This window comes from Streptomyces sp. NBC_01261, from assembly GCF_036226385.1.
Taxonomy (GTDB): Bacteria; Actinomycetota; Actinomycetes; order Streptomycetales; family Streptomycetaceae; genus Streptomyces.
This window is the reverse complement of sequence record NZ_CP108463.1, coordinates 1872427-1894308: the sequence shown is the minus strand read 5'-3', so window position 1 is coordinate 1894308 and position 21882 is coordinate 1872427. Positions and strand designations below refer to the sequence as shown.

17 protein-coding genes, 1 tRNA gene and 1 pseudogene are annotated in these 21882 nt (G+C 71.3%); 10 read left to right on the top strand and 9 right to left on the bottom strand.

All coding sequences use genetic code 11. The annotated features are described in order from the left end of the window. Positions 1-3: 3 nt before the first annotated feature. The gene (locus OG226_RS08320; RefSeq protein WP_328676076.1) at positions 4-522 is read left to right on the top strand and encodes a hypothetical protein; all 519 of its coding nucleotides are present in this window, start codon (positions 4-6) and stop codon (positions 520-522) included. 80 nt (positions 523-602) lie between these two features. Here the strand turns inward: OG226_RS08320 and OG226_RS08315 are convergent, their stop codons facing one another. After that, positions 603-2531, bottom strand: a complete 1929-nt coding sequence (locus tag OG226_RS08315) for a helix-turn-helix domain-containing protein (RefSeq protein WP_329348438.1) — start codon at positions 2529-2531, stop codon at positions 603-605. A gap of 203 nt (positions 2532-2734) precedes the next feature. On the opposite strand from OG226_RS08315, the gene OG226_RS08310 reads away from it, so the two are divergent. The 3 genes from OG226_RS08310 to OG226_RS08300 are packed head-to-tail and all read left to right on the top strand — an operon-like array spanning position 2735 to position 6446. Further along, positions 2735-4480, top strand: a complete 1746-nt coding sequence (locus OG226_RS08310) for an FAD-dependent oxidoreductase (protein WP_328676074.1) — start codon at positions 2735-2737, stop codon at positions 4478-4480. Positions 4481-4521: 41 nt separating this feature from the next. After that, complete coding sequence (locus tag OG226_RS08305; protein WP_328676073.1) at positions 4522-5379, top strand: intradiol ring-cleavage dioxygenase; 858 nt, start codon at positions 4522-4524, stop codon at positions 5377-5379. Then, the gene (locus OG226_RS08300; RefSeq protein WP_328676072.1) at positions 5376-6446 is read left to right on the top strand and encodes a maleylacetate reductase; all 1071 of its coding nucleotides are present in this window, start codon (positions 5376-5378) and stop codon (positions 6444-6446) included. Before OG226_RS08305 ends, OG226_RS08300 begins: the two co-directional genes overlap by 4 nt. A 24-nt stretch (positions 6447-6470) precedes the next feature. Here OG226_RS08300 and OG226_RS08295 read toward each other — a convergent pair whose 3' ends face one another. Continuing rightward, positions 6471-7049, bottom strand: coding sequence for a TetR/AcrR family transcriptional regulator (locus OG226_RS08295; protein ID WP_328676071.1), 579 nt, complete (start codon positions 7047-7049; stop codon positions 6471-6473). 147 nt (positions 7050-7196) lie between these two features. On the opposite strand from OG226_RS08295, the gene OG226_RS08290 reads away from it, so the two are divergent. The 4 genes from OG226_RS08290 (at position 7197) to OG226_RS08275 (ending at position 10581) form a co-directional block, all read left to right on the top strand. Then, on the top strand, positions 7197-8657 hold the full coding sequence (locus OG226_RS08290) for an MFS transporter (protein WP_328676070.1): 1461 nt from the start codon (positions 7197-7199) through the stop codon (positions 8655-8657). A 26-nt stretch (positions 8658-8683) separates the two neighbouring features. Further along, on the top strand, positions 8684-9445 hold the full coding sequence (locus OG226_RS08285; RefSeq protein ID WP_328676069.1) for an NUDIX domain-containing protein: 762 nt from the start codon (positions 8684-8686) through the stop codon (positions 9443-9445). 86 nt (positions 9446-9531) lie between these two features. Beyond that, positions 9532-10446, top strand: coding sequence for a YceI family protein (locus OG226_RS08280; RefSeq protein WP_328676068.1), 915 nt, complete (start codon positions 9532-9534; stop codon positions 10444-10446). A 61-nt stretch (positions 10447-10507) separates the two neighbouring features. After that, positions 10508-10581 (top strand) — tRNA-Pro (locus tag OG226_RS08275). A 191-nt stretch (positions 10582-10772) separates the two neighbouring features. Here the strand turns inward: OG226_RS08275 and OG226_RS08270 are convergent. From OG226_RS08270 to OG226_RS08250, 5 genes and pseudogenes are all read right to left on the bottom strand, one after another. Beyond that, the gene (locus tag OG226_RS08270) at positions 10773-11285 is read right to left on the bottom strand and encodes a DUF4232 domain-containing protein (protein WP_328676067.1); all 513 of its coding nucleotides are present in this window, start codon (positions 11283-11285) and stop codon (positions 10773-10775) included. A gap of 119 nt (positions 11286-11404) precedes the next feature. Continuing rightward, on the bottom strand, positions 11405-12136 hold the full coding sequence (locus tag OG226_RS08265; RefSeq protein ID WP_329353750.1) for a hypothetical protein: 732 nt from the start codon (positions 12134-12136) through the stop codon (positions 11405-11407). Between the two features lie 47 nt (positions 12137-12183). Next, positions 12184-12549: pseudogene (locus OG226_RS08260) on the bottom strand (glycosyltransferase family 2 protein); the annotation flags it as partial. Between the two features lie 121 nt (positions 12550-12670). Further along, positions 12671-13672, bottom strand: coding sequence for a LacI family DNA-binding transcriptional regulator (locus OG226_RS08255; RefSeq protein WP_329348437.1), 1002 nt, complete (start codon positions 13670-13672; stop codon positions 12671-12673). An 81-nt stretch (positions 13673-13753) separates the two neighbouring features. After that, entirely contained in the window at positions 13754-15097 is a 1344-nt protein-coding gene (locus OG226_RS08250) for a GH1 family beta-glucosidase (RefSeq protein ID WP_328676064.1), read from the bottom strand. A gap of 329 nt (positions 15098-15426) precedes the next feature. Here OG226_RS08250 and OG226_RS08245 point away from each other — a divergent pair, with 329 nt between their 5' ends. Next, positions 15427-17679, top strand: a complete 2253-nt coding sequence (locus OG226_RS08245) for a glycoside hydrolase family 9 protein (protein WP_329348436.1) — start codon at positions 15427-15429, stop codon at positions 17677-17679. 113 nt (positions 17680-17792) lie between these two features. Next, positions 17793-18782 (top strand): glycoside hydrolase family 6 protein, encoded by a 990-nt coding sequence (locus tag OG226_RS08240; RefSeq protein WP_329348435.1) that lies wholly within the window; start codon positions 17793-17795, stop codon positions 18780-18782. Positions 18783-18833: 51 nt separating this feature from the next. On the opposite strand, the gene OG226_RS08235 is transcribed toward OG226_RS08240, so the two are convergent. Continuing rightward, positions 18834-20798, bottom strand: coding sequence for a DUF2264 domain-containing protein (locus OG226_RS08235; protein ID WP_329348434.1), 1965 nt, complete (start codon positions 20796-20798; stop codon positions 18834-18836). Continuing rightward, positions 20795-21832 carry a LacI family DNA-binding transcriptional regulator gene (locus tag OG226_RS08230; RefSeq protein WP_328676060.1) on the bottom strand — a complete coding sequence of 346 codons (1038 nt, stop codon included), beginning with the start codon at positions 21830-21832 and terminating at the stop codon, positions 20795-20797. Before OG226_RS08230 ends, OG226_RS08235 begins: the two co-directional genes overlap by 4 nt. Positions 21833-21882: the final 50 nt, after the last annotated feature.

Here is a 21882-nt window from a genome sequence, read left to right as displayed (position 1 = left end):
GGCATGGCGCAGACCACGGCAGCCGTCCCCGAGCCGCACCCACACCCGCACGCAACCCGGGAGAACATCCTCTTCGGGGGCGTCTACGGCTCCGTCCTCGCCTGCTCGATGGTCGCCGCGCTCACCCAGTACGGCCACACCGACCGAGGCAGCCGCCGCTACGACGCCCTGTGGCTGCTGGTGACCGCCGCCGCCTCGGCACTCGCCCACGGGTACGCCCACTACATCGCCGAGCGCGCCCCGCACCGCCGCTGGGACGCCCTGCGCACCCTGCGCGACGAGTGGCCCCTGGTCGCCGCCGCGCTACCGACCGTGCTGCTGCTCGCCGGGGCAGGCTGGGGCTGGTGGCCCGCGAACGGCGTCGAGTACGCGGCGTTCGTCCTCAACATCGCGCTGCTGTTCTGCCTGGGGCTGGTCACGGCCCGCTGGTCGGCGCGGAGTTGGGCGGCGGCCGTGACCATCGGGGCGGTGGACGCGCTGCTGGGAGTGGTCGTCGTCGTGGCCAACGCCCTGATCAAATAAGCCCGTTCGGCCTGTTCAGCGCCTTGAGCTCGTTCAGCCCGTTCGACCTGTTCATCAAGCGGCACCCGCCTGCCCGAAGCCTACGGAACGTCCCGGTACCCGCGCAGCTTGCGGTACAGCGTCGCCCGCCCGATCCCCAACGCGGCAGCCGCCCGCGCCTTGTTGCCCCCGTGCCGGCGCAACGCGGCCAGGATCGTCGCGCGTTCGGCGTGCTCCATCGGGCTGAGCCGCCGGGCCGCGGGGCCTTCCCGCACGGGATCGGGCAGCTCGGCCCGCCGCACCGGGCCGGTGACCCGCCGGTGTTCCGCCAACGCCCTGACGACATGGGCGAGTTCGGTGACGTTCCCGGGCCAGGGGTGTTCCTCCAGGGCCCGGAGCGCGTCCAGGGTCCAGGTGAGCGGCGGCTGTCCCACGGCCGGGCGGGGCGCGAGGACCGGCAGCAACTCCCTTACGTCCTCCGGGCGTTCACGCAGCGCGGGCACGGTCACCGACCGGGCCGCCAAGGTGTCCAGCAGCCGCTGGAAGCACGGGCCCGGGGGAGTGCCGGGCGTGTAGGTGACCAGCAGCTGGACGTCGGGGTGTTCGTCGAGCAGGGAGTTGAGCGCGGCGACGTCCGGCTGGGCGAGCCGTTCCGCGTGCCGCAGGAGGAGCGGGCGGCCGTCCGCCAACTCGCTGTACTTCAAGCCGAGTTCGGGCGACTCGGCGGCATCGGCGACCAACGGCACGGTCCCGCCCAGCAGTTCACGGGCCAGCGCGGTCTTGCCGCTGCCGCGCTCACCGGCCAGCAGCAGCGGCTCATGGACCCGGGCCAGCTCCACCGCCCGGGCGACCGCGTGCCGCCAGGGCACCGAACCACCCGCGAGCGCCAGCGCGGGGCGCGGCACGAGGCGCGGCACGAGGCGCGGCACCGGCACCTCGGCGGCACGCGCTTCCAGTACGGCGACGATCCCGAGGACGCGGCCCTCATGCCGTACCGGAGTGATCTCGGCGGTGCACCCGGCACCGTCGGGGAGCGTCAGGTCGTAGGACTGCTCCTGCGCGGGACGGCATCCGGCGTCGTGGGACCGTTCCACCATGGGTGGGCGTCCGGTGTCGTAGGACCGTTCCACCGCGGGACCACCTCCGGCGTCCGCCGACCGCTCCCGGCTCGGACCGCCCCTGGCGTCGTGGGACCGTTCCACCACCGGACCGCACCCGGTCTCCCGAGGCGGCCGTGCATCGCGGGGCGGTCGACCGCCGGAGGCTCGCTCGATCGTGCTGGACCGTTCCAGCGCGGCCAGTACCTGAGGTGTCGCGAGGCGGACGGCGGCCTCGCTGACGATGCGGTTGCGGCCGTCGAGGGCGACGATCGCGCGGGCCGGGCCGTGGGCGACCGCCCGGGTGTAGGCGTCGAGGAGCACCCGTTCGGCGGTGCGGGAGCGGGCGAGCAGTTCCGCTTCCACCGCCGTGGCGGTCGCCTCGGCGAGGGCGGCTCCGGGGTGCGGGCCGCAGCCGGCGCACAGCGCGGACGCGACGGTCACCGTTCCCAGTACCTGGCCGGAATCCGGGGCGAGCAGGGGCACGCTGACGGCGGACACGTCCTGCCACACGTCGAGGAAGTGCTCGGGGCCGTGCACCTCGGCCCGGCGCCGGGTGCGCAGGGCGAGGGCCGCGCTGTTGTGGCCCACCTCCCGCTCGGACAGGTCACGGCACCGGTCGTCGCCGGGCACCTCGCCCGTGGTCCACAGCACCCGCAGACGCTCGTCGGTGAGGAGCAGAGCGGAGTGGCCGAGCGCCGGCGCGATGCGGCCCAGCACGGGCCGCGCCGCCTCCAACAGGGGAGATTCGGCGGGCAGTTCGGGTTCGTGGACCGGTCCATCGAGGTCGTGCCGTACGCCGAAGAAGCGGGCGCGGCGCCAGGCCGCGAGGACCTCGTCCGGGACGTCGTCGGGCAGCGGGCGGCCGGTCAGGAACCGCTCGCGGGCCTGGCGCAGCGGGGCGAGGGCGGGGGAGTGATCCAGGGTGGTCATGACGCCTCTCACCGTATCGGGCCCGTGGCGGCGGTCGCCGAGGGGCTGTAACTGTCTCGTAATGAGACATCCGCGCAGGTCCGGCCCGCATCATGATCGTGAAGAGTCGGTGCCTTTCTCACCTCTGCCTCACCCCGTTCCAACCCGCCCCACCTCCGCCCCACCTCCGTCGCACCTCTGCCTCACCCCTGGAGCGTCCCGCCGTGCACGTTGTCGAGACCGACGTACTGATCGTGGGCAGCGGCCCGGCCGGAGCGTCCGCCGCGCTGGCGCTGAGCACCTACGGCGTGCCCCACATCGTCGTCACGCGCTACTCGCGCCTCACCAGGACGCCCCGCGCGCACATCACCAACCAGCGCACCATGGAGATCCTGCGCGACCTCGGCGTCGAGGACGAGGTGCTGGCCCAGGCGACACCGCAGAACCTGATGGGCAACACCACGTTCTGCACCAGCCTCGCCGGCGAGGAACTCGGCCGGATCCGCTCCTGGGGCAACGAACCGCTCGTGCAGGCCGCCCACGACCTGGCCAGCCCGACCCGCATGTGCGACATGCCGCAGCACCTGATGGAACCGGTGCTCATCGACGCGGCGCTCGCGCGCGGCTCGAACGTCCGCTTCAGCACGGTCTACAAGTCCTTCGTCCAGGACGAGGACGGCGTCACGGTCACCGTCGAGGACCGGCTGCGCGGCGACGAGTACCGGATCCGCGCCAAGTACCTCATCGGCGCCGACGGCGGACGCTCGCAGGTCGCCGAGGACGCCGGGCTGCCGATGGGCGGCCAGATGGGGGTCGCGGGCAGCATCAACATCGTCTTCGACGCGGACCTCGGCAAGTACACCGCGCACCGCCCCTCCACCCTCTACTGGGTGCTCGCCCCCGGCGCCACCGTCGGCGGCATCGGCGCGGGCCTGGTGCGCTGCGTCAAGCCGTGGAACGAGTGGCTGATCGTGTGGGGCTACGACGTGAGCGCCGGCGCCCCCGACCTCACCGAGGAGTACGCGCTGTCCGTCGTACGGCAGTTGGTCGGCGACGACGACCTCCCCGTGACCATCAAGTCGTCCTCGGCGTGGACGGTCAACGAGATGTACGCCGAGACCTACGCCAACGGCCGCGTCCTGTGCGCCGGTGACGCCGTGCACCGCCACCCGCCGTCGAACGGGCTCGGCTCCAACACGTCGATCCAGGACGCCTACAACCTGGCCTGGAAGCTGAAGCTGGTCCTCGACGGCACCGCCACGCCGAAGCTCCTCGACAGCTACGACGCCGAACGCGCGCCCGTCGGCAAGCAGATCGTCACCCGCGCCAACAAGTCCATCGGCGAGACCGCCCCCATCTTCGAGGCGCTGGACGGGCTCTCCCCGCAGACGCCCGAGCAGTTGTGGGCCAACATCGAGGCCCGCAAGGACGCCACCGAAGCCGCCGGCAAGCAGCGGGCCGCGTTGCGCGAGGCGATCGCGTTCAAGGTGTACGAGTTCAACGCGCACGGCGTCGACCTCAACCAGCGCTATTCCGCGGAGAGTTCGACCGCGGTCGTGTCCGACGGCACGCCCGACCCCGGCTTCGAGCGCGACCGCGAGCTGTACCACCAGCCCAGCTCCCGCCCCGGCGCCAAGCTCCCGCACGCCTGGATCACGTCGGGCACCCGCACCGTCTCGACGCTCGACACGGTCGGCAAGGGCCGCTTCACCCTTCTGACCGGTATCGGCGGCGAGGCCTGGGTGCGTGCGGCGCGGGCGCAGTCCCTGGACATCGCCACGGTCGTGATCGGCCCGGGGCGGGAGTACGACGACCCGTACGGCGACTGGGCCCGCCTGAGCGAGGTGTCCGACGGGGGCGCGCTCCTCGTCCGCCCCGACGGCCATGTCGCTTTCCGCCACGCCGACGCGGCCGAGAACGCCGAACAGTTGCTCACGGACGCGTTGCGACGCATCCTCGGGCACGGCTGACATGCCGCACAGGGGCAGTTCGCAGAGGGTAGGGAGCCGCAATGACCACTGACGTCACCGTCACGGACGAGGCCGTCGCCAGTCTGGAGGGGACGGCCGATCCCCGCCTGAAGGAACTGCTGACCGGCCTGATCCGGCACCTCCACGCGTTCGCGCGGGAGAGCGACCTGACCCAGGCGGAGTGGGAGCGGGCGATCGGCTTCCTGACGGAGACCGGCAAGATGTGCACGGACACCCGGCAGGAGTTCATCCTCCTGTCGGACGTGCTCGGCCTGTCGATGCTGGTCGAGACGATCAACGGCGACCGGGCCGCCGGTTCCACCGAGTCGACCGTGCTCGGCCCCTTCCACATGACCGAGTCCCCGGTCCGTGAACTCGGCGCGAACATCGACCTGGTGGGCGGCGGCGAGCCCTGTGTGGTCAGCGGCCGGATCGTGTCCGGGGACGGCACCCCGCTCCCCGGCGCGGTCCTCGACGTGTGGCAGGCGGACGGCAACGGCTTCTACGACGTGCAGCGCCCCGACCTCCAACCCCCGGGCAACGGACGGGGGTTGTTCACCGCGGACGCCGAGGGCCGCTTCTGGTTCCGTACCTGCGTACCGAGCCCGTACCCCATCCCCACGGACGGCCCGGTCGGTGAACTCCTCAAGGCGACCGGCCGCCACCCCTACCGCCCCGCCCACATCCACTTCATCGTCTCTGCCGAGGGCCACACCCCGGTCACCACGCACATCTTCGTAGCGGGCAGCGACTACCTCGAATCCGACGCCGTCTTCGCCGTCAAACGGAGCCTCGTCGAGGACTTCACCCCGGCCGACGACCCGTCCCTGGCACGGGAGTTCGGCATCGCCAACCCCTTCCGCCACGCCCGCTTCGACCTCGTACTGGACCGCGCGTGAGGAACTTCCTGGACTTCGCCTACGACGCCCAGCCCATGCGCGTCGTGTTCCGCCCCGGCGCCGCGCTGACCGCGACCGCCGGTGAGGCCCAACGGCTCGGTCTGCGGCGGGTGTTGGTGCTCTCCGGCGCGCGGGGGGCCGACACCGCGCGGGCGGTCGCCGACTCGCTGGGGGAGGTGTGCGTCGGGGTGCACGCCGAGGCGAGGATGCACGTCCCGGTCGAAGTCGCCGACCGCGCCGTCGAGTTGGCGCGCACGCTGGGTGCCGACGGCTGCGTCGCGGTGGGCGGCGGTTCGGCGGTCGGCCTCGGCAAGGCGATCGCCCTGCGCACCGGCCTCCCGCTGATCGCCGTGCCCTCCACCTACGCCGGCTCCGAGATGACCCCGGTCTGGGGCCTCACCGAGAACGGCACCAAACGCACCGGCCGCGACCCCGCCGTCCTGCCCCGCAGCGTCGTCTACGACCCCGAACTCACCCTGGAACTCCCCGTACCGCTCACGGTGACCAGCGGCATCAACGCGATCGCGCACTCCGTGGAGGCCCTGTACGCCCCGGACACCTCGCCCGTGGTCGCCCTCATGGCGGAGGAGGGCGTGGGGGCGCTGGCGGGCGCGCTGCCCGAACTGGCCGCCGAGCCACGGTCGTTGGAGGCCCGGAGCCGGGCGCTGTACGGGGCGTGGCTGTGCGGGTCCTGCCTCGGCGCCACGACCATGGGCCTGCACCACAAGCTGTGCCATGTCCTCGGCGGCACCTTCGGCCTGCCGCACGCGGAGACGCACACGGTGGTGCTGCCGTACGCGCTGGCGTACAACGCGCCCGCCGTACCGCTGACGGCCTCCGTCGTGGCCCGCGCGCTGGACGCCGAGGACGCCCCGCGTGCCCTGTGGGACCTGGCGAGACGGCTCGGCGCACCGCGCTCGCTCGCCGAACTCGGCCTGAAGGACGGTGACTTGGCGACGGCGGCGGCGCAGGCGGTGGGCCAGGCGTACGCCAACCCCCGGCCGGTCACGGAGGACGGGGTGCTCGCGCTGCTGCGCGCGGCGTACGAGGGAACGCCCCCCGCGTAGACGGCTGTCCGGTGGTGCGCGCGGTCAGTGGTTCGTGCGGACGCCGTCCAGTGCGATGGCCAGGACGCGGTCGCGCTGGGCGTCGTCCACGAACGTCGTGCCGGTGATCCCGGCGGCCATGCGCAGCAGGTCGTTGAAGTCCATGTCCGTGCGGGCCACGCCCGCCTTCTGCGCGCGCTCGAACAGCGGGCCGCCCGCGGAGAACATCGACTCACGGCAGGTTCCGAAGATCTCCGAGTCGTTCTCCAGCGCCTGGCGCACCGCCTGCTTGGTCGTCACGTAGCCGGCGAAGCGGTTGAGCCACGAGGTCAGCGCCTCCCACGGCTCCTGGTCGGCGACGTCCAGGGCGAACTGGCACAGCGCGTTCACCTCGTTCGCGTAGACGCTCTCGAAGAGGGCCCGGCGGGTCGGGAAATTGCGGTACAGCGTGCCGATGCCGACGCCCGCGCGCCGCGCGATGTCCTCCAGCGACGCCTCCGAGCCGTGCTCCGCGAAGGCCTCACGGGCCGCGGCCAGCAGGGCGTCGTAGTTGCGGGCGGCGTCCTTGCGGTGGGGTCTCTGGGCCGCGACGATCTCGCTGACGGGGAACGGCTGGGCCGTCACGGGTGCCTCCCTGGGGTGGGCCCGGTTGAACCGGAGGTTTGCCTCCGTTATGGTGGAGGGGTACCTCCACTTTAGCAGTGTGGGCGCGTTCCGCCGTAGAGCCATGCGCGGGCGCACCCCCGTTCGCTTGTTCCGGAGAGGCTCTCGATGCCCCGCAAGTCCTCCCGCCTCACCTTCGCGGTCCTCGCGACCGGTGCGGGCGTGTTCTCCATGCTCCAGTCGCTGATCGCGCCGGCCCTGCCGACCGTCCAGCACGCGTTGCACACCTCCCAGTCCACCGCGACCTGGGTGATGACGGCCTACCTGCTGTCGGCCTCGGTCTTCACCCCGATACTCGGCCGCGTCGGCGACCTGGTCGGCAAGAAGCGCACCCTCGTCGCCGTCCTCCTGGCGGTGCTGGCCGGCTGTCTGGTCGCCGCGCTCGCCCCGAACATCGGCGTACTGATCATCGCCCGGGTCGTCCAGGGCATCGGCGGCGCGCTGTTCCCGCTGTCCTTCGGCATCATCCGGGACGAGTTCGCCGCGTCCCGAGTCCCCAGCAGCATCAGCAACCTGTCCGCCGTGATCGCCGCGGGCGGTGGCGTCGGCATGGTGGCCGCCGGTCCCATCGTGACCGCCCTCGACTACCGCTGGCTGTTCTGGTTCCCCGTCGGCATCGTCGCCGTCACCACCGTCATCGCCGCGCGCTACGTCCCCGAGTCGCCCAACCGCGCCCAGGGACAGGTCAATTGGCTCGGCGCCGTACTCCTCTCGGGCTGGCTGGTCGCCCTGCTGCTCCCGCTGAGCCAGGCAGGCATCTGGGGCTGGGGCTCCGTGCGGGTCGTCGGCCTGTTCGCCGCGGCCGTCGTGCTCTTCGCGGCCTGGCTGTTCTCGGAGGCCCGCTCCCGCAGCCCGCTCATCGACCTGAAGGTGATGCGCCTGCCGTCCGTGTGGACCACCAACACCGCCGCGCTGCTGTTCGGCGCTGGCATGTACGCGATCTGGTCCTTCCTGCCCGGCTTCGTCCAGACCCCCTCGTCCGCCGGCTACGGCTTCGGTGCCAGCGTGACCGCGTCCGGACTCCTGATGCTCCCGATGCTGCTCGCGATGTTCGTCTCGGGCGTGCTCAGCGGCCGGCTGGAACCGATCGTCGGCGCCAAGGCCCTGCTCACCACCGGTGCCGCCCTCGGCGCGGTCGCCTGCGCGATCCTCGCGCTCTGGCACGACCAGCGGTGGCAGATCGCCCTGGTGGCAGGCATCTTCGGCCTCGGCATCGGACTCGCCTTCGCCTCCATGGCCAACCTCATCGTCGGCAGCGTCCCGCCCGAGCAGACCGGCGCCGCGACCGGCATGAACGCCAACATCCGCACCATCGGCGGCTCGATCGGCGCCGCGGTCACCAGCGTCCTGGTCACCGGCCACCTCCAGCCGTCCGGCCTGCCCTACGACTCCGGGTACACCCACGGGTTCACGCTGCTCGCAGTGCTGCTCCTCGGCGCCGCGCTGGCCGCGCTCCTGGTGCCGCGCCGGTCCGGCCGTAGTGGAGGAACGACCGTCGGCGGCTCCGATTCGGCGCTCCTGAGGGCGGAGGAGGAGGCGTCGGTGATGGCTCCCGGCGCCCTGAACTGACCCGGCCGGTGTGCCAGCATGAGCCGATGATCGAACAGAGCGCGCGGGGTTCCGGTGGCGAACTCCTGGACGTGCACCGGCTCCGGTTCGTCGAGACGACCGCTCCTCGGCTCACGCCCGAGGAGCGGCTGGCGATGGACCAGGTGTGGGACGCGAAGGTACGGGACAACCCGAGCTTCTTCGACGGGCCGGTCCTGGTGTGCGCGGGCACGCGACGGGAGGGACCGGACGACCTCACGGTCTCCTGGGTCAGGACGACCTACCGCCACTTCGCTCTCCGCCGCGTCCCGTTCTCGACCTCGTGGCTGCCGTCGTTCTTCGTCTCCGTCCTCCAATCGGCCGACGACGGACGCCTGTTGGTGGGCCGGATGTCGAACTCGACGGCGGCACCGGGACGTTGGCAGCTGCCGGGCGGCTCGCTCGAACCGCCCGAGGGCGACGAGCCGCTCGACATGACGACCCTCCGCCGCCACGCCGCACGGGAGTTGATCGAGGAGACCGGTATCGACACCTCGCCCCACGACCTCACCTTCTGGAACGTGACCCGTGCCGGAAACGGCAGTATCGGTGTCCTGTTCCGCGCCCCCTCCCTCCCGGAGGCACGACTGCGCGAGGGGTACGAGGCCATGGCGGCGGCGGACCGGGCCCGGGGCCGCGAACCTGAGCTGGACGACATCGCCCTGATCCACTCGACGGCCCAACTCCCGCTTCTGGTGGGCCCGCACGCGGACTACCTGGAGCCGATCGTCCGCCGCTACGAGACATCGGGGGGCGCGGAACGGGCGTAAGGGGTGTCTCGATTTGAGACACCCGTTCCGCGGCCGAAGCCTTCAAGATCGGCAGAGTACGACTGCTGTGAAGAAAGGTGATCACCATGGCCCTCGCACTGCTCAGGCGCTGGCTGCCCCAAGGCGCCCCCGCCACGGCGGCGGGCCTCTCGCTCCCCCTCCCACCCGGCGCGGGCGGTCTCGGCCGTGAGATCGTCGACCCGATGGGTTCTCCCATGCCGGCCGCCGACGTGACGGTGACGGCCCTGGACTCGCATCGCGTCGCCGCCGCCGGTACGACCGACCCGTACGGCTTCTTCCTCGCGGCCCTGCCACCCGGCCGCTACAGCCTCCTCGTCTCGGCCCAGGGACTCCAGCCGCACCAGGAGACGGTCGAGATCGTCGCCGGAATCGCCGAACCCACGGAACGCGTATGGCTCCAGCCCGGCCGCGCCCAGGAACTCCCGCCGCCCGGCACCTGGCTCTTCGACCCGCCGCACACCGCGATCCGCTTCATCGCCAAGCATGTCGGAATGGCCCATGTGCACGGCCGGTTCGAGCGGTTCCAGGGCGGTATCCAGATTGCCCAGGACATGACCGACTCCCGGGTCGACGTCCGCATCGACGCGTCCAGCATCACCACCGGCAACACCACGCGGGACAACCACCTGCGCTCCGGTGACTTCCTCGACGTCGAGCGTTACCCGTACATCGACTTCGCCAGCACCCGGTTCGCCTACCGCGGCGGCAGCAAGTGGACGCTGCAGGGTTCCCTGACGATGCACGGCGTGAGCCGCTCCGTGAACCTGGACACCACCTACCTGGGCACGGTCAACGGCGGCTACGCCGAGGAACTCCGGTGCGCGGCCCTGGCCACGGCCGAACTCCACCGCGAGGACTACACCCTGAACTGGCGAAGCATGCTGGCCCGGGGCATCGCCGTCGTAGGACCCACCGTCCAGCTGGAGTTGGACATTCAGGCGATGTACCGCACCCACGACACCCCGACGCCGCCGAAGTGACCTGCCACATGCGGTAGGGTTTACCTGCGTGTTCACCCGGCTGGACCGGGTGCGGCGCGAGCGGGACGTGGCGCAGCTTGGTAGCGCACTTGACTGGGGGTCAAGGGGTCGCAGGTTCAAATCCTGTCGTCCCGACTCGATGGAGTCGTTGGTGAAGGGGCGGTTTCGGAGAAATCCGAAACCGCCCCTTCACCATTTCCGGGGACCAGGTGGGGACCATCCTGAGACGAGGACGGTGGGTTCACGGTGGCGAGCGACGGGGAAAGCGCGGCCTCGCGAACAGCCGCACAGAACCACCCACGCCACCGAGGTGGGACGAGAAGAGGTCAGGCGCCGCGCTGGACCGGGCCGATCTGGGTGCCGGTGGCCACCTTGAGCCTGCCCTCGGCGAAGGACGTGCCGGGGATCTGCCCGCCGCCCGGGGTGCGCAGCGTGAACGACGCCTCGTTCGCGGCCTTGCCGCGGCCGTTGTTCGGGACCTGGATGTCGAAGTGGACCGGGTGGCCCGGGCCGAAGGTGACCGCGGTCCGCTGACCGCCGTAGCGGTGGGCGGTGATCCCGGTGCCCGACCCGTGGTTCGTGAACCGCACGTCGGTGGGCGAACCGGCCAGCTTGCACGCCTCGTAGCCACGCGGCGCGGTCAGGGTGACACGGTAGTGACGGTGTCCCGCGCTGGCGGTGTCCTCGGTGATCTTCGCGGTGTGATTGGCCGGACGGCAGGCGGAGGGGGCGGCGCTCCCGTTCGCCGCCGGTGCCGCCTGCGCGACTCCCGCACCTGCCGCGCCCGCCAGAACGGCGACGGCCACGAGGGTGACGGTGATCTTCCGGTTGGTTCGCATCCTGAACACTCCTTGCCTTGTTCTATGCCCCGGGCGGGTGTTCGCCGTCAGGGGCATGGTCAACGGCCATCCTTCCCGTCGATCCCCGAGGAGAATGTCCTGGTTCGGCCATAATCGGTTCAAAGTTGGGTGAGTGGCGCTGTCGGCTGTTTCGGCGGGTCCTGGTGCTCGATGTGGCCGAGGAAGTGTCCCGGGCCTGACTGTTGGACCGCGAACCCGTGGTCAGAAGGGTCCTGGTCCTGGTCTGGCCACAGCTTGTCGTTGCGCCAGCGCATGTCGTCGACCTCGACGTGCGCCCTGATCTGCTCGGTGCGGCGGGCGAGTTGGACCAGGGAGTCCAGCCGGTCCTGCACGAGCAGCTCCGCCCGCAGCCGGCTGATCGCCGGGAGGCCCTCGCTCACGCCCGGCGGAAAACTCGTCATGGCCATCCGGCGGACGGTGGTGAAGTACTCCTCCAAGACCTTGCCGGTGCGGCGCAGTACGCGCGGCTCACTCACCGGCCGTACCAGCTCCACGCGGTACGAACGGCGCAGCAGCCGGTCCTGGAGGTCGCCCGGCGACGTGCCCTCCTTGATCGCCTCCACGACCTTGTCCAGGTGGCCGTAGTAGTCGTCGGCGTTGATCCGGCTGCTGTTGTTGCCGCCGTCCTCGCGCCGATTCCATTGGTAGCAGGGGTAGTTGCCGAGTATCGACACCGTCTTGGCCCGTACGTAGGTGCGCGCCATGAACAGCTGGTCCTCCAGCCTGACCCGCCCCTCCGGGAAGCGGATACCGTGCTCGCGCAGGAAGTCCGGCGGAACATCTTGTGCGGCGTCAGGCTCTCGAAGAGCGGGGCGTCCGCGGCGGTGCACCGCTCGACCGTCCGCTTGAACACATTGTTGGGCCCCTGCATCGTCCCGTGCACCTTGCCCAGCACGATGTCCGACCCGTTGCGCTCGGCCAGCGCGTACAGCCGCTCCTGCGCCTCGTACGACAACTCGTCGTCCTGGTCGACGAATTGCACGTACTTCCCGTTGGCCCGGTCCACCCCCACGTCCCGCGGCTTGCCCGGCCAGCCGGAGTTCTCCTGCCGGAACACCCGGACGTGCTCGTGCGCCTCGGCCGGCCGTCCGAGGCGTTCGGCCGAGTCGTCCGTCGACCCGTCGTCGACGTACACGACCTCGTAAGCGTCGGTCCCCAGGCTCTGGTTGACCAGTGACGCGGCACAACGGTCGATGTAGGAAACGGTGTTGTAGACGGGTACGACAACGCTTACCTTGATCAAGACATCCCCCCAGGACAAGTGTTGTTGCCCTACGGGGCACTTGTTGTCGGGGATGGGTCGTACGGCTCCTGGGTTGCGCCTTACCGAATGTGCGAGGGGTCGGAGGGGCGCGGCCGCCGCGTCACGCGGATTCCCTGATCACCAGTTCCGTCGGCAGGATCAGCGGCGTCGGCTCCTCGCCCGCCAGCACACGCACCAGCATCCGGGTCATCTCGCTGCCGAGGGCCACGATGGGCTGGCGGATCGTCGTCAGGGCGGGCTGGGTGTGCCGGGCGGTGAGGATGTCGTTGAAGCCGACGACCGCGACGTCCCCGGGGACGGACCGGCCGCGCTCGCGCAGGACGTGCAGGGCGCCCGCCGCCATGGCGTCCGAGGCGACGAACACCGCGTCCAGGTCCGGGTGTTCGTCGAGGAGGCGGGCGGTCGCCGTCGCCCCGCCCCGCTCGCTGAAGTCGGCGTGCGCCACCCGGTGGTCCTCCAGGCCGGCCAGCACGACCGCCTCGCGGAAGCCCAGGTAGCGGGAGACACCCGCGTGCATGTCGAGCGGCCCGGTGACGGTGCCGATGGCGCGGCGGCCCGTCGAGATCAGGTACTCCACGGCCTCGCGGGCGCCACCCCGGTTGTCGGCGTCGACGTACCAGCGCGGGGGCCGTTCGAGCGAGCGGCCCCCGTGGACGACGGGGACGTTCCCCGCCTCGGCGACCTTCGCCAGCGGGTCGTTCTCGCGCAGGGCCAGCAGCATGACGCCGTCCGCACCCCGGGACTGAAGGACGCGGGTGAGCCGGTCCCGGCCCCGCTCGCCCGCGGCCAGGATCAGCAGGAGTTCGAGGTCGGTCTCCTCCACGACCGCGTTCACACCGGTGATGACCTCGGCGAAGAAGAGGTTGGCGAACAGCGCCGGATCGTCGCTGGAGATCGCCAGCACCACCGCGCCGCGCCGCTGCGAGGCGAGCGAACGGGCCGCCACGTTCGGCACATAGCCCAGCTCCGCCACGGCACTCTCCACCGCCTGCCGCGCCTTCTGGCTGACGTGCCGACGGTTGTTGATCACACGCGAGACGGTTCCGACGGACACCCCGGCGCGCAGCGCCACCTCGTCGAGCGTCGGTGGCCGTGTGGTCATCGGGGGCGACTCCAGTTCGTACGGAGGGGCGGCGGGCGATACCGGGGGCGGTCGGTAGCAGCACTGTAGGCGCTGACGGCGTCACAGGCCGCCGCGCCGGATGACCTCGGCGTACCAGCGGGCGCTGTCCTTCGGCGTACGGCGCTGGGTCGCGTAGTCGACGTGCACGATGCCGAAGCGGGGCCCGTACCCGAAGGACCACTCGAAGTTGTCGAGGAGCGACCAGACGAAGTAGCCCTTGAGGGGAACGCCGTGGTCGATCGCCCGTGCACAGGCGCGGAGATGGCCGTCCAGGTAGGCGATCCGGTCCGTGTCGTACACAGCGTCGTCCTCCACGATGTCGTCGAAGGCGGCGCCGTTCTCCGTGATGTACAGGGGTACGGCCGGATAGTCGGCCTTGAGCCGCAGGAGGAGATCCAGGAGTCCGCGCTCGTCGATCTCCCAGCCCATCGCCGTCTTCGGTCGGCCGCCGTCGGCGACACGGGTCAACGGCGAGCCCACATAAGCGGATTGGACCGGCGTCGGGCTGCCCGCGACCAGCATCGGCGCGTAGTAGTTGATGCCCAGGTGGTCCAGCGGTGCCCCGATCCGCTTCAGGTCGCCGTCGCGGATGTGGCCGGTGTCGGTCACCTCGCGGAGGTCGTCGAGCACGTCGCCGGGGTACGCCCCGCGCAGCAGCGGGTCGAGGAAGAGGCGGTTCTGCATGCCGTCGACACGGCGGGCCGCGTCCAGGTCGGCGGGCTCGTCGCTGAGCGGGGTGACATGGGTGAGGTTGAGCGTGATGCCGATGTGCGCGTCACCCTCCCGTATCGCCTCGGACGCCAACCCGTGGGCGAGCAGCAGGTGGTGGCCGGCGCGTACGGCGGCGGCCGGTTCGCGGCGTCCGGGTGCGTGGCGGCCCGTGGCGTAGCCGAGGAAGGCCGAGCACCAGGGCTCGTTGAGGGTGGTCCAGTGGGTGACGCGGTCGCCCAGCGCCTCGTGCGCGAGGGCCGCGTACTCGGCGAACCGCTCGGCCGTGTCCCGCACCGGCCAGCCGCCGGCGTCCTCCAGCGGCTGCGGCAGGTCCCAGTGGTAGAGGGTGGGCCAGGGCTGGATGCCGTGGTTCAGGAGGGTGTCCGTGAGCCGGCGGTAGAAGTCGAGGCCGCGCTGGTTCGCCGGGCCGGAGCCGGTGGGCTGGATCCGGGGCCAGGCGAGCGAGAACCGGTAGGCGCGCAGGCCGAGTCGGCCCATCAGCGCGATGTCCTCGGGGAAGCGGTGGTAGTGGTCGGCCGCGACGGCTCCGGTGTCACCGCCCCGGACGGCGCCCGGCGTGGCCGCGAAGGTGTCCCAGACGGAGGGACCCCGGCCGTCCTCCGCGACCGCGCCCTCGATCTGATAGCTCGACGTGGCGGCCCCCCACAGGAAGCCGGGATCGAACGTGCTCACTGACTCGACCTCACTGACCTGAACCTCCGACTACGGGATTTCCGAGAGCGGTGACAATCGGAGTGTCCTCGTCCTCGATGTGAATATGGCTGCTGAACTGGGATGGAACTGGGTTGACGCCACAGCCCGGCCGGTTCCTGTGCGATGCCTCCGTATTAAACTGGAAGCGCTAACAGTCGCAGACTAAGAGCGGAACGTTCAGTCTGTGAAGGGTCCGGACGAGGAAAAGGCTCCTGTGTGTGAAGTCTTGACAGCTTTGCCGCCTCGCCCCACCATCTGGCACTGACGCCGCACCGAGCCGGGAACCCTGTCACCGAGAAGGGCCCGGTATGTTCCGCAGCACCAGATTCCGCAGGACCAGATGGAGCGCGGTCCTCCTCGCGCCCGCCCTGACCGTCGCCACCCTTGCCGCGACCTCCGTGACGTCCGCGCACGCCGCCGACGCGCCCTACGAACGGGTGCTCAACGGCACGTTCGACAGCGGCAAGACCTCGTGGTGGAGCAGCGGCAACACGCCGTCCACCGTCAACCTGGGCCGCCTGTGCGCCGATGTCCCCGGCGGGACCGTCAACGTCTGGGACTCGATGATCGGCCAGAACGACATCCCGCTGGAGGCCGGCCGGCCCTACACGCTGCGCTTCACGGCCTCCGCCACCCGGGACGTGTCGATCCACGCCGTACTGCAGCTGCCCGCAGCCCCGTTCACGACCACCCTCAACAAAACAGCCGCCGTCACCACCACACCGAAGACCTTCCAGTTCACCGGCGACTCCACCGCCGCCAACCTGCACGCCCAGCTCTCCTTCCAACAGGGCGGCGCCGCCCAGCCGTTCACCCTCTGCCTCGACGACGTCTCCCTCACCGGCGGCGCGACAGCACCCGGCGGCGGACGCGACTTCGGCTCCCCGGTGCGGACGAACCAGTACGGCTACGCGGTCCACGGCCCCAAGAAGGCGTCCATCGTCAACTCATCGGCGAAGCCGGTGCGTTGGCGCCTGCTCGACGCCTCGGGTGAGGTCGTGAAGTCGGGCCGCACCGAGGTCCGGGGCACGGACGCCGCCTCCGGCGACCATGTGCACATCGCCGACTTCAGCTCGGTGCGCAAGGCCGGTGCGGGATACACGCTCGTCGTCGGCGACGCGACCAGCTACCCGTTCGCCATCGCGGAGAACCCCTATGTCGCCCTGCGCAAGGACTCGTTGGGGTACTTCTACGACGTCCGCAGCGGCACGCCCATCGAGGCGCGGTACGCCGGTGACGCCTACGCCCGCCCCGCAGGGCATGTCGGCGTGGCACCCAACAACGGCGACACCGACGTGCCCTGCCTGCCCGGCACCTGTGACTACTCCCTCGACGTCCAGGGCGGTTGGTACGACGCGGGCGACCAGGGCAAGTACGTCGTCAACGGGGCCCTTGCGGACTGGCAGTTGATGGACTCCTACGAACGCTCGCGCGCCGCGGGCGACACCGCCGGGCTGCGCGACGGACTGCTGAGCATCCCCGAGAACCACAACGGCGTCCCGGACGTCCTCGACGAGTCCCGCTGGGAGACGGAGTTCCTGCTCAGCATGCAGGTCCCGGCGGGTGAACCGCTGGCCGGCATGGTCCACCACAAGGTCCACGACCTGGCCTGGACCGCCCTGCCCACCCGGCCCGATCAGGACTCCCAACCCCGTTACCTGCACGCCCCGTCCACGGCCGCGACCCTCAACCTGGCCGCCGCGGGCGCCCAGTGCGCCCGGGTCTGGGCCCGCTACGACGCCGCCTTCGCGCACACATGCCTGACCGCCGCCGAAACCGCCTGGAAGGCCGCGCTCGCCCACCCCGACGTGTACGCCCCGAGCAGCGACAGCGTCGGCGGCGGAGCGTACGCCGACACGGACGTGACCGACGAATTCTCCTGGGCCGCAACGGAGTTGTACGCCACCACGCACAACCACGCCTACCTGTCCCGCATCGACACGGAGATCACCCCGGCCGGGTTCTCCTGGCGCGACACCGGCGCGCTCGCCGACCTCACCGTCGTCCGGCTGCCCAGCCGCTTCCCCGCCAACATGGTCGCCGCCGCCCGCAAGCGGGTCCTCGCCGTCGCCGACGGCTTCGTACACGACGAGCGGTCACAGGGCTACCCGAACCCCAACCTGCCCACCGACGGCGCCTACGTGTGGGGCTCCAACAGCGTCACCGCGAACAACGCCATGGTCATCGCGACCGCCTACGACCTCACCCGCCGGGACCGCTACCGCAGCGCCGTCCTGGAGTCGCTGGACTACCTCCTCGGCCGCAACGCCCTGAACCAGTCCTTCGTCACCGGCTACGGCACCCAGGCCAGCCACAACCAGCACAACCGCATCTGGGCCCACCAGATCGACCCCAACCTGCCCGGCCCGCCGCCCGGTTCGCTGGCCGGCGGGCCCGACTCGGCCCTCCAGGACCCGGTCGCGCAACAGAACCTGGTCGGCTGCGCCCCCGCCACCTGCTACATCGACGACATCTACTCGTACTCGACCAACGAGATCGCCATCAACTGGAACTCCGCGCTCGCCTGGGTCGCGACCTTCGCCGCCGACTCCGCGCGCTGAGCGCGCGGCCTGAACGCACCAACCGCCGTGGCTCCGGCCGCGCTTGGACGAGCGCGGCCGGAGCCGAGCCGAGGGGCCCGCGGCAGCCCCGCCCCAAGAGATAGGGACGCACCATGCGCTGGAAAGCCCTGCTCAGAACCGACTCGCTGAAAACCGCTTCGTTCCGAACTGCCTTGATCTGTCTGCTCGTTGCGCCGCTGTCGCTCGTGGCGACCGGTTCGGCGGCAGCCGCCGGCCCGGTCTCCCTGACGAGCGGGTTCTACTCCAACCCCGACTCCGGCCCGGCCGTCTGGGTCCGCAACAACCCCTCCGACTCCCGCGCCCCCCGCATCCAGTCGGCCATCGCCTCCCAGCCGATCGCCCGCTGGTTCGCCAACGAGAGCGCGGGGATCGGACCGGCCGTGTCCGGCTACGTCGGCGCCGCCGACAGCCACGACAGACTGCCGGTCCTCGTCGCTTACAACATCCCGGGCCGGGACGCCTGCGGCGGCGAGTCGTCCGGGGGCGCGGGCAGCGTGGCCGCCTACCGCACCTGGATCTCCACCTTCGCGGCAGCCGTCGGCACCCACCCCGCCGTCGTCGTCATCGAGCCGGACGCCCTGTCGGACTTCAGCTGCCTGACCAGCGCACAGATCAGCGACCGCCTCGCGATGCTCTCCTACGCCACCCAGATGTTCCAGCAGAAGGCACCCAACACCTGGGCCTACCTGGACGCCGGACACACCAACTGGGTCGACCCGGCGACCATGGCGAGCCGCCTGAGGTCAGCGGGCGTGGCCAACATCCGCGGCTTCTCCCTGAACGTCTCGAACTTCTACACCACCCCGTCCTCGGAGACCTACGGCAACGCGATCAACTCGGCGCTCGGCGGCACCTCCCACTTCGCCGTCGACACCAGCCGCAACGGCAACGGCTCCAACGGCGAATGGTGCAACCCCGCCGGACGGAAACTCGGTGTCACTCCACGGGTGGGCGGTGCCGAGGACCTGCTGCTGTGGGTCAAGACACCGGGCAACTCCGACGGGCAGTGCGGTGTCGCTCCGACCGTGCCCGCCGGGCAGTTCAGTCCCGATCTCGCCGTCAGGCTCATCGACGGCACGTGATCGCGGTGTGGGGCGTGGGCCCCTGACAGCCCGCGTCCCACGCCGTCCCGTTCATCGACTCGGCTGCTCCAGGCGGACGTTGTCGCTCGTCCCGTCCGGCCAGGTGACGGAGGCGAGGGCGGTGCCGGCACCGTCGTAACAGACCTCAAGTCGTACGGCTTCGGCGGCGCCCGGACCCGCGACCACCCCGGAGAGACAGACCAACGCGGCGTAGACCGTGCCCAGTTGGACCTCCGCCGTCGTGGCGAGCCAGGGTGTCGCCGAGTGCGGCCCGAAGGCGTTGGCGTCGCACGCGGTGGCGATGCCCGCCTCGTCGAAACCGCGCAGCCCAATCACCGTGCTGGACAAGCCGGTCGGGCGGCGCGCCCATGCGGCCAGCCGGGACTCCAGGTGCGTGCTCGGCGGTTCCACGTCAGCCAGGCAGTAGCCGCCGAGGCGCAGCCGCAGCGGTTCCTGGACCGGTCCATCGACGCGCGCGAGCCGCACCTCCAGCGGCCCGTTCAGCACGGACGCCGTCGTGATCGACGGACCCGTACGGAAGGCGGGCGCGGAATCGTGGGCGTACGGGGCGGGCACCGGGCCGACCGGCCAGTGCGCGCGGTGGCGGGACACGGCCGTGCGCGCACCCAGGTGCAGACGGGTCAACGGGCGGCGGTGGGAAGGGTGTCCGTCGGCGTCGAGCAACGCGATGTGCGAGTCGATCGGTTCGTTCAGGTTCGACTCGGTGCTGTCGGGGGCCGTGTGGGAGGTGTAGGCGAGGCGGCTGTACACGGGGTCGTCAGCCTCGGCGGTGGCGCCGTCACCGAAGGCGTGGTCGCTGCCGTGGTTGACGACGCGTACGACACCGTCCGCCGCCGTGCCGGAGACGAGCCATCCCGGGGCGGTCAACGTCCGCCGCACGTCCCCGGTTTCGATCGGCAGGCCCTCCTCCTTCTCCGTCCACACGGGATGGTCCGCCGGCAGCACCAGCCCGGCGAAGCCCTTGCTCGACCAGTACGGCGAGCCGGGCCCCGAGTACGGCTGCCTGATGGCCGTGAACTCCCCGTGCCAGCCCAGTGGTTGGAGCCCGCGCTCGTTGAAGCAACCGGCCTCGCTGAAGTGCCGTACGACTCCGCTCGCGAGGCGGCGGGTGCGGCCAGCCGGCAGGGGAGTGGCGTCGAAGACGGCGCCCGCCCACAGCGGGCAGAGCGTCGCGTAGCGGTACGTCAGGGAGCGGCCCTGGAACAGCGGGGCGCCGTCGGCCGCCACCAGGTGCTGGGCGTCGTCCAGGTAGCGGCGCAGGCGGGCCCGGTAGCGGGCGAGCAGGGCGGGGTCCGCGTCGGCGCCGGAGATGCGGCAGTACCAGAGCGGGTAGTAGTGCATGGCCCAGCCCGAGTAGTGGTCGAAGTGGCGCAACGGGCCGCCGGTGCCGCCTCCGTCGGAGTACCAGCCCTCGCCCGCGTACCAGGCCTCGGTGCGCGCTACCGCGTGGTCGATGTCGGGCGCGCTCCACGGGGCGCCGACCGAGCGCAGGAACGCCGACGTGATCGCCCTGAACCAGACCCAGTTGTTGTCGGGGACCTCGCTGCCGAGCAGGTCCGTCATCCAGGCGACGATCCGCTGCCGTACGCCGTCGTCCAGCCGGTCCCAGATCCAGGGCCGGGTCTCGTGCAGCGCGATCGCCACCGACGCGCACTCCACCTTGGCCTGCCCGCACCCACGCATGCTCGGCCAGTGGTCCGGCGAGTGCGGGTCCGTCCCTGCGATCAGGCCCTCGGCGTACCAACTGGCGTGGTTGTGCTGGTCGTTGTGGCCCGAGTGGGCCAGACGGAAGCCCGCGAGGAGGAAGGTGCGGGCGAAGCCTTCGAGGCCGTCGCTGTGCCGGCCGTTTCGGCTGACGGGGCCGGGGAGGTGGAGCAGGGCGTGCCCGTCGGTGGCGTACGGGCGGACGGCGGTCAGCTGGGCGTCGGCCAGGGCCTCCCAGTGTGTGCGCGTCCAGCCGGTGTGCGGCGAGAGGAGACGGTCCTCCGGTATCAACTGTCCACCTTTCCAGCGGTGTTGAGGCGGGCCGGGGGCGCCACCGACTGGCGTACGACGACATGCGAGCCGAGCACCACACGGCGGCTCGGGGGATCCATGGGGCGGCGGTGCAGGGCGAGGCGGGTCGCGGAGCGGCCGAGCTCCTGCTGCGGGACGTGCACGGTCGTCAGCCGGGGGTAGAGGTCCTCGGCGAGCGGGATGTCGTCGAAGCCGACCACGGAGAGGTCGTCGGGGACCGAGCGGCCCAGGTCACGGGCGGCGGCGATGGCACCGGCCGCGCTCATGTCGCTCGCGCAGAAGATCGCCGTGGCGTCGGTGTCGGTCAGCAGGCGGCAGGCCGCCTCGTAGCCGGACTCGCGGGTCATGTCGCTCTCGGCGACGAGCGCCGGGTCGGGCTTGACGCCGTGTGCGCGCAGCGCCCGTTCGTACCCTTCGAGGCGCTGGCCCGCCACGCTGAACTCGTGCGGGCCCGCCAGATGGGCCACCCGGGTGTGACCGGCGGAGAGCAGATGGCTGGTGGCGGCGAAGGCGCCGCTCTCCATGTCGCACTCCACCACGTCCACCGGCGCCTTCGCGCCGCCCTTCCACGGCCGGGCGCAGAGCACCAGACGGGCACCGGCCCGGTCCAACCCCTCGGCGGCGGCGGTGAGTTGGGCGAGATGTTCCTCGGTCTCGGCCATGCCGCCGACCAGGATGACGGCCTCCGCGCCCCGCTGGCGCATCAGGTCGATCACCGACAACTCGCGCTCCGGGACGCCCTGGGTGGAACAGACCAGGCAGACCCGGCCGTCGGCGACCGCCTGTTCCTCCACCCCGGAGGCGACGTTCATGAAGAACGGCGAGGTGATGTCGTTGACCACCATCGCGATCAGCCCCGAAGTCGTGTTCAGGGAGCGGGCGTTGGCGTTGACCACGTAGTCGAGGTCGTGCACGGCCTGCATGACCCGCTCGTGCGTCGCCGGGGGAGCGGTGTACGCCCCGCTGAGAATCCGCGAGACGGTGGCGACGGACACGCCCGCGCGCGATGCCACGTCACGGATCGTCGCCCGGCCTGCGGAACCCCGACCTTGAGCCATGCTCT

Excerpts from the sequence above, each read along its gene's own strand:
- OG226_RS08245 (WP_329348436.1), top strand. The coding sequence starts at position 15,427 with ATGTTCCGCAGCACCAGATTCCGCAGGACCAGATGGAGCGCGGTCCTC.
- OG226_RS08290 (WP_328676070.1), top strand. The coding sequence starts at position 7,197 with ATGCCCCGCAAGTCCTCCCGCCTCACCTTCGCGGTCCTCGCGACCGGT.
- OG226_RS08315 (WP_329348438.1), bottom strand. The coding sequence starts at position 2,531 with ATGACCACCCTGGATCACTCCCCCGCCCTCGCCCCGCTGCGCCAGGCC.
- OG226_RS08320 (WP_328676076.1), top strand. The coding sequence starts at position 4 with ATGGCGCAGACCACGGCAGCCGTCCCCGAGCCGCACCCACACCCGCAC.
- OG226_RS08305 (WP_328676073.1), top strand. The coding sequence starts at position 4,522 with ATGACCACTGACGTCACCGTCACGGACGAGGCCGTCGCCAGTCTGGAG.
- OG226_RS08240 (WP_329348435.1), top strand. The coding sequence starts at position 17,793 with ATGCGCTGGAAAGCCCTGCTCAGAACCGACTCGCTGAAAACCGCTTCG.
- OG226_RS08280 (WP_328676068.1), top strand. The coding sequence starts at position 9,532 with ATGGCCCTCGCACTGCTCAGGCGCTGGCTGCCCCAAGGCGCCCCCGCC.
- OG226_RS08285 (WP_328676069.1), top strand. The coding sequence starts at position 8,684 with ATGATCGAACAGAGCGCGCGGGGTTCCGGTGGCGAACTCCTGGACGTG.
- OG226_RS08255 (WP_329348437.1), bottom strand. The coding sequence starts at position 13,672 with ATGACCACACGGCCACCGACGCTCGACGAGGTGGCGCTGCGCGCCGGG.
- OG226_RS08270 (WP_328676067.1), bottom strand. The coding sequence starts at position 11,285 with ATGCGAACCAACCGGAAGATCACCGTCACCCTCGTGGCCGTCGCCGTT.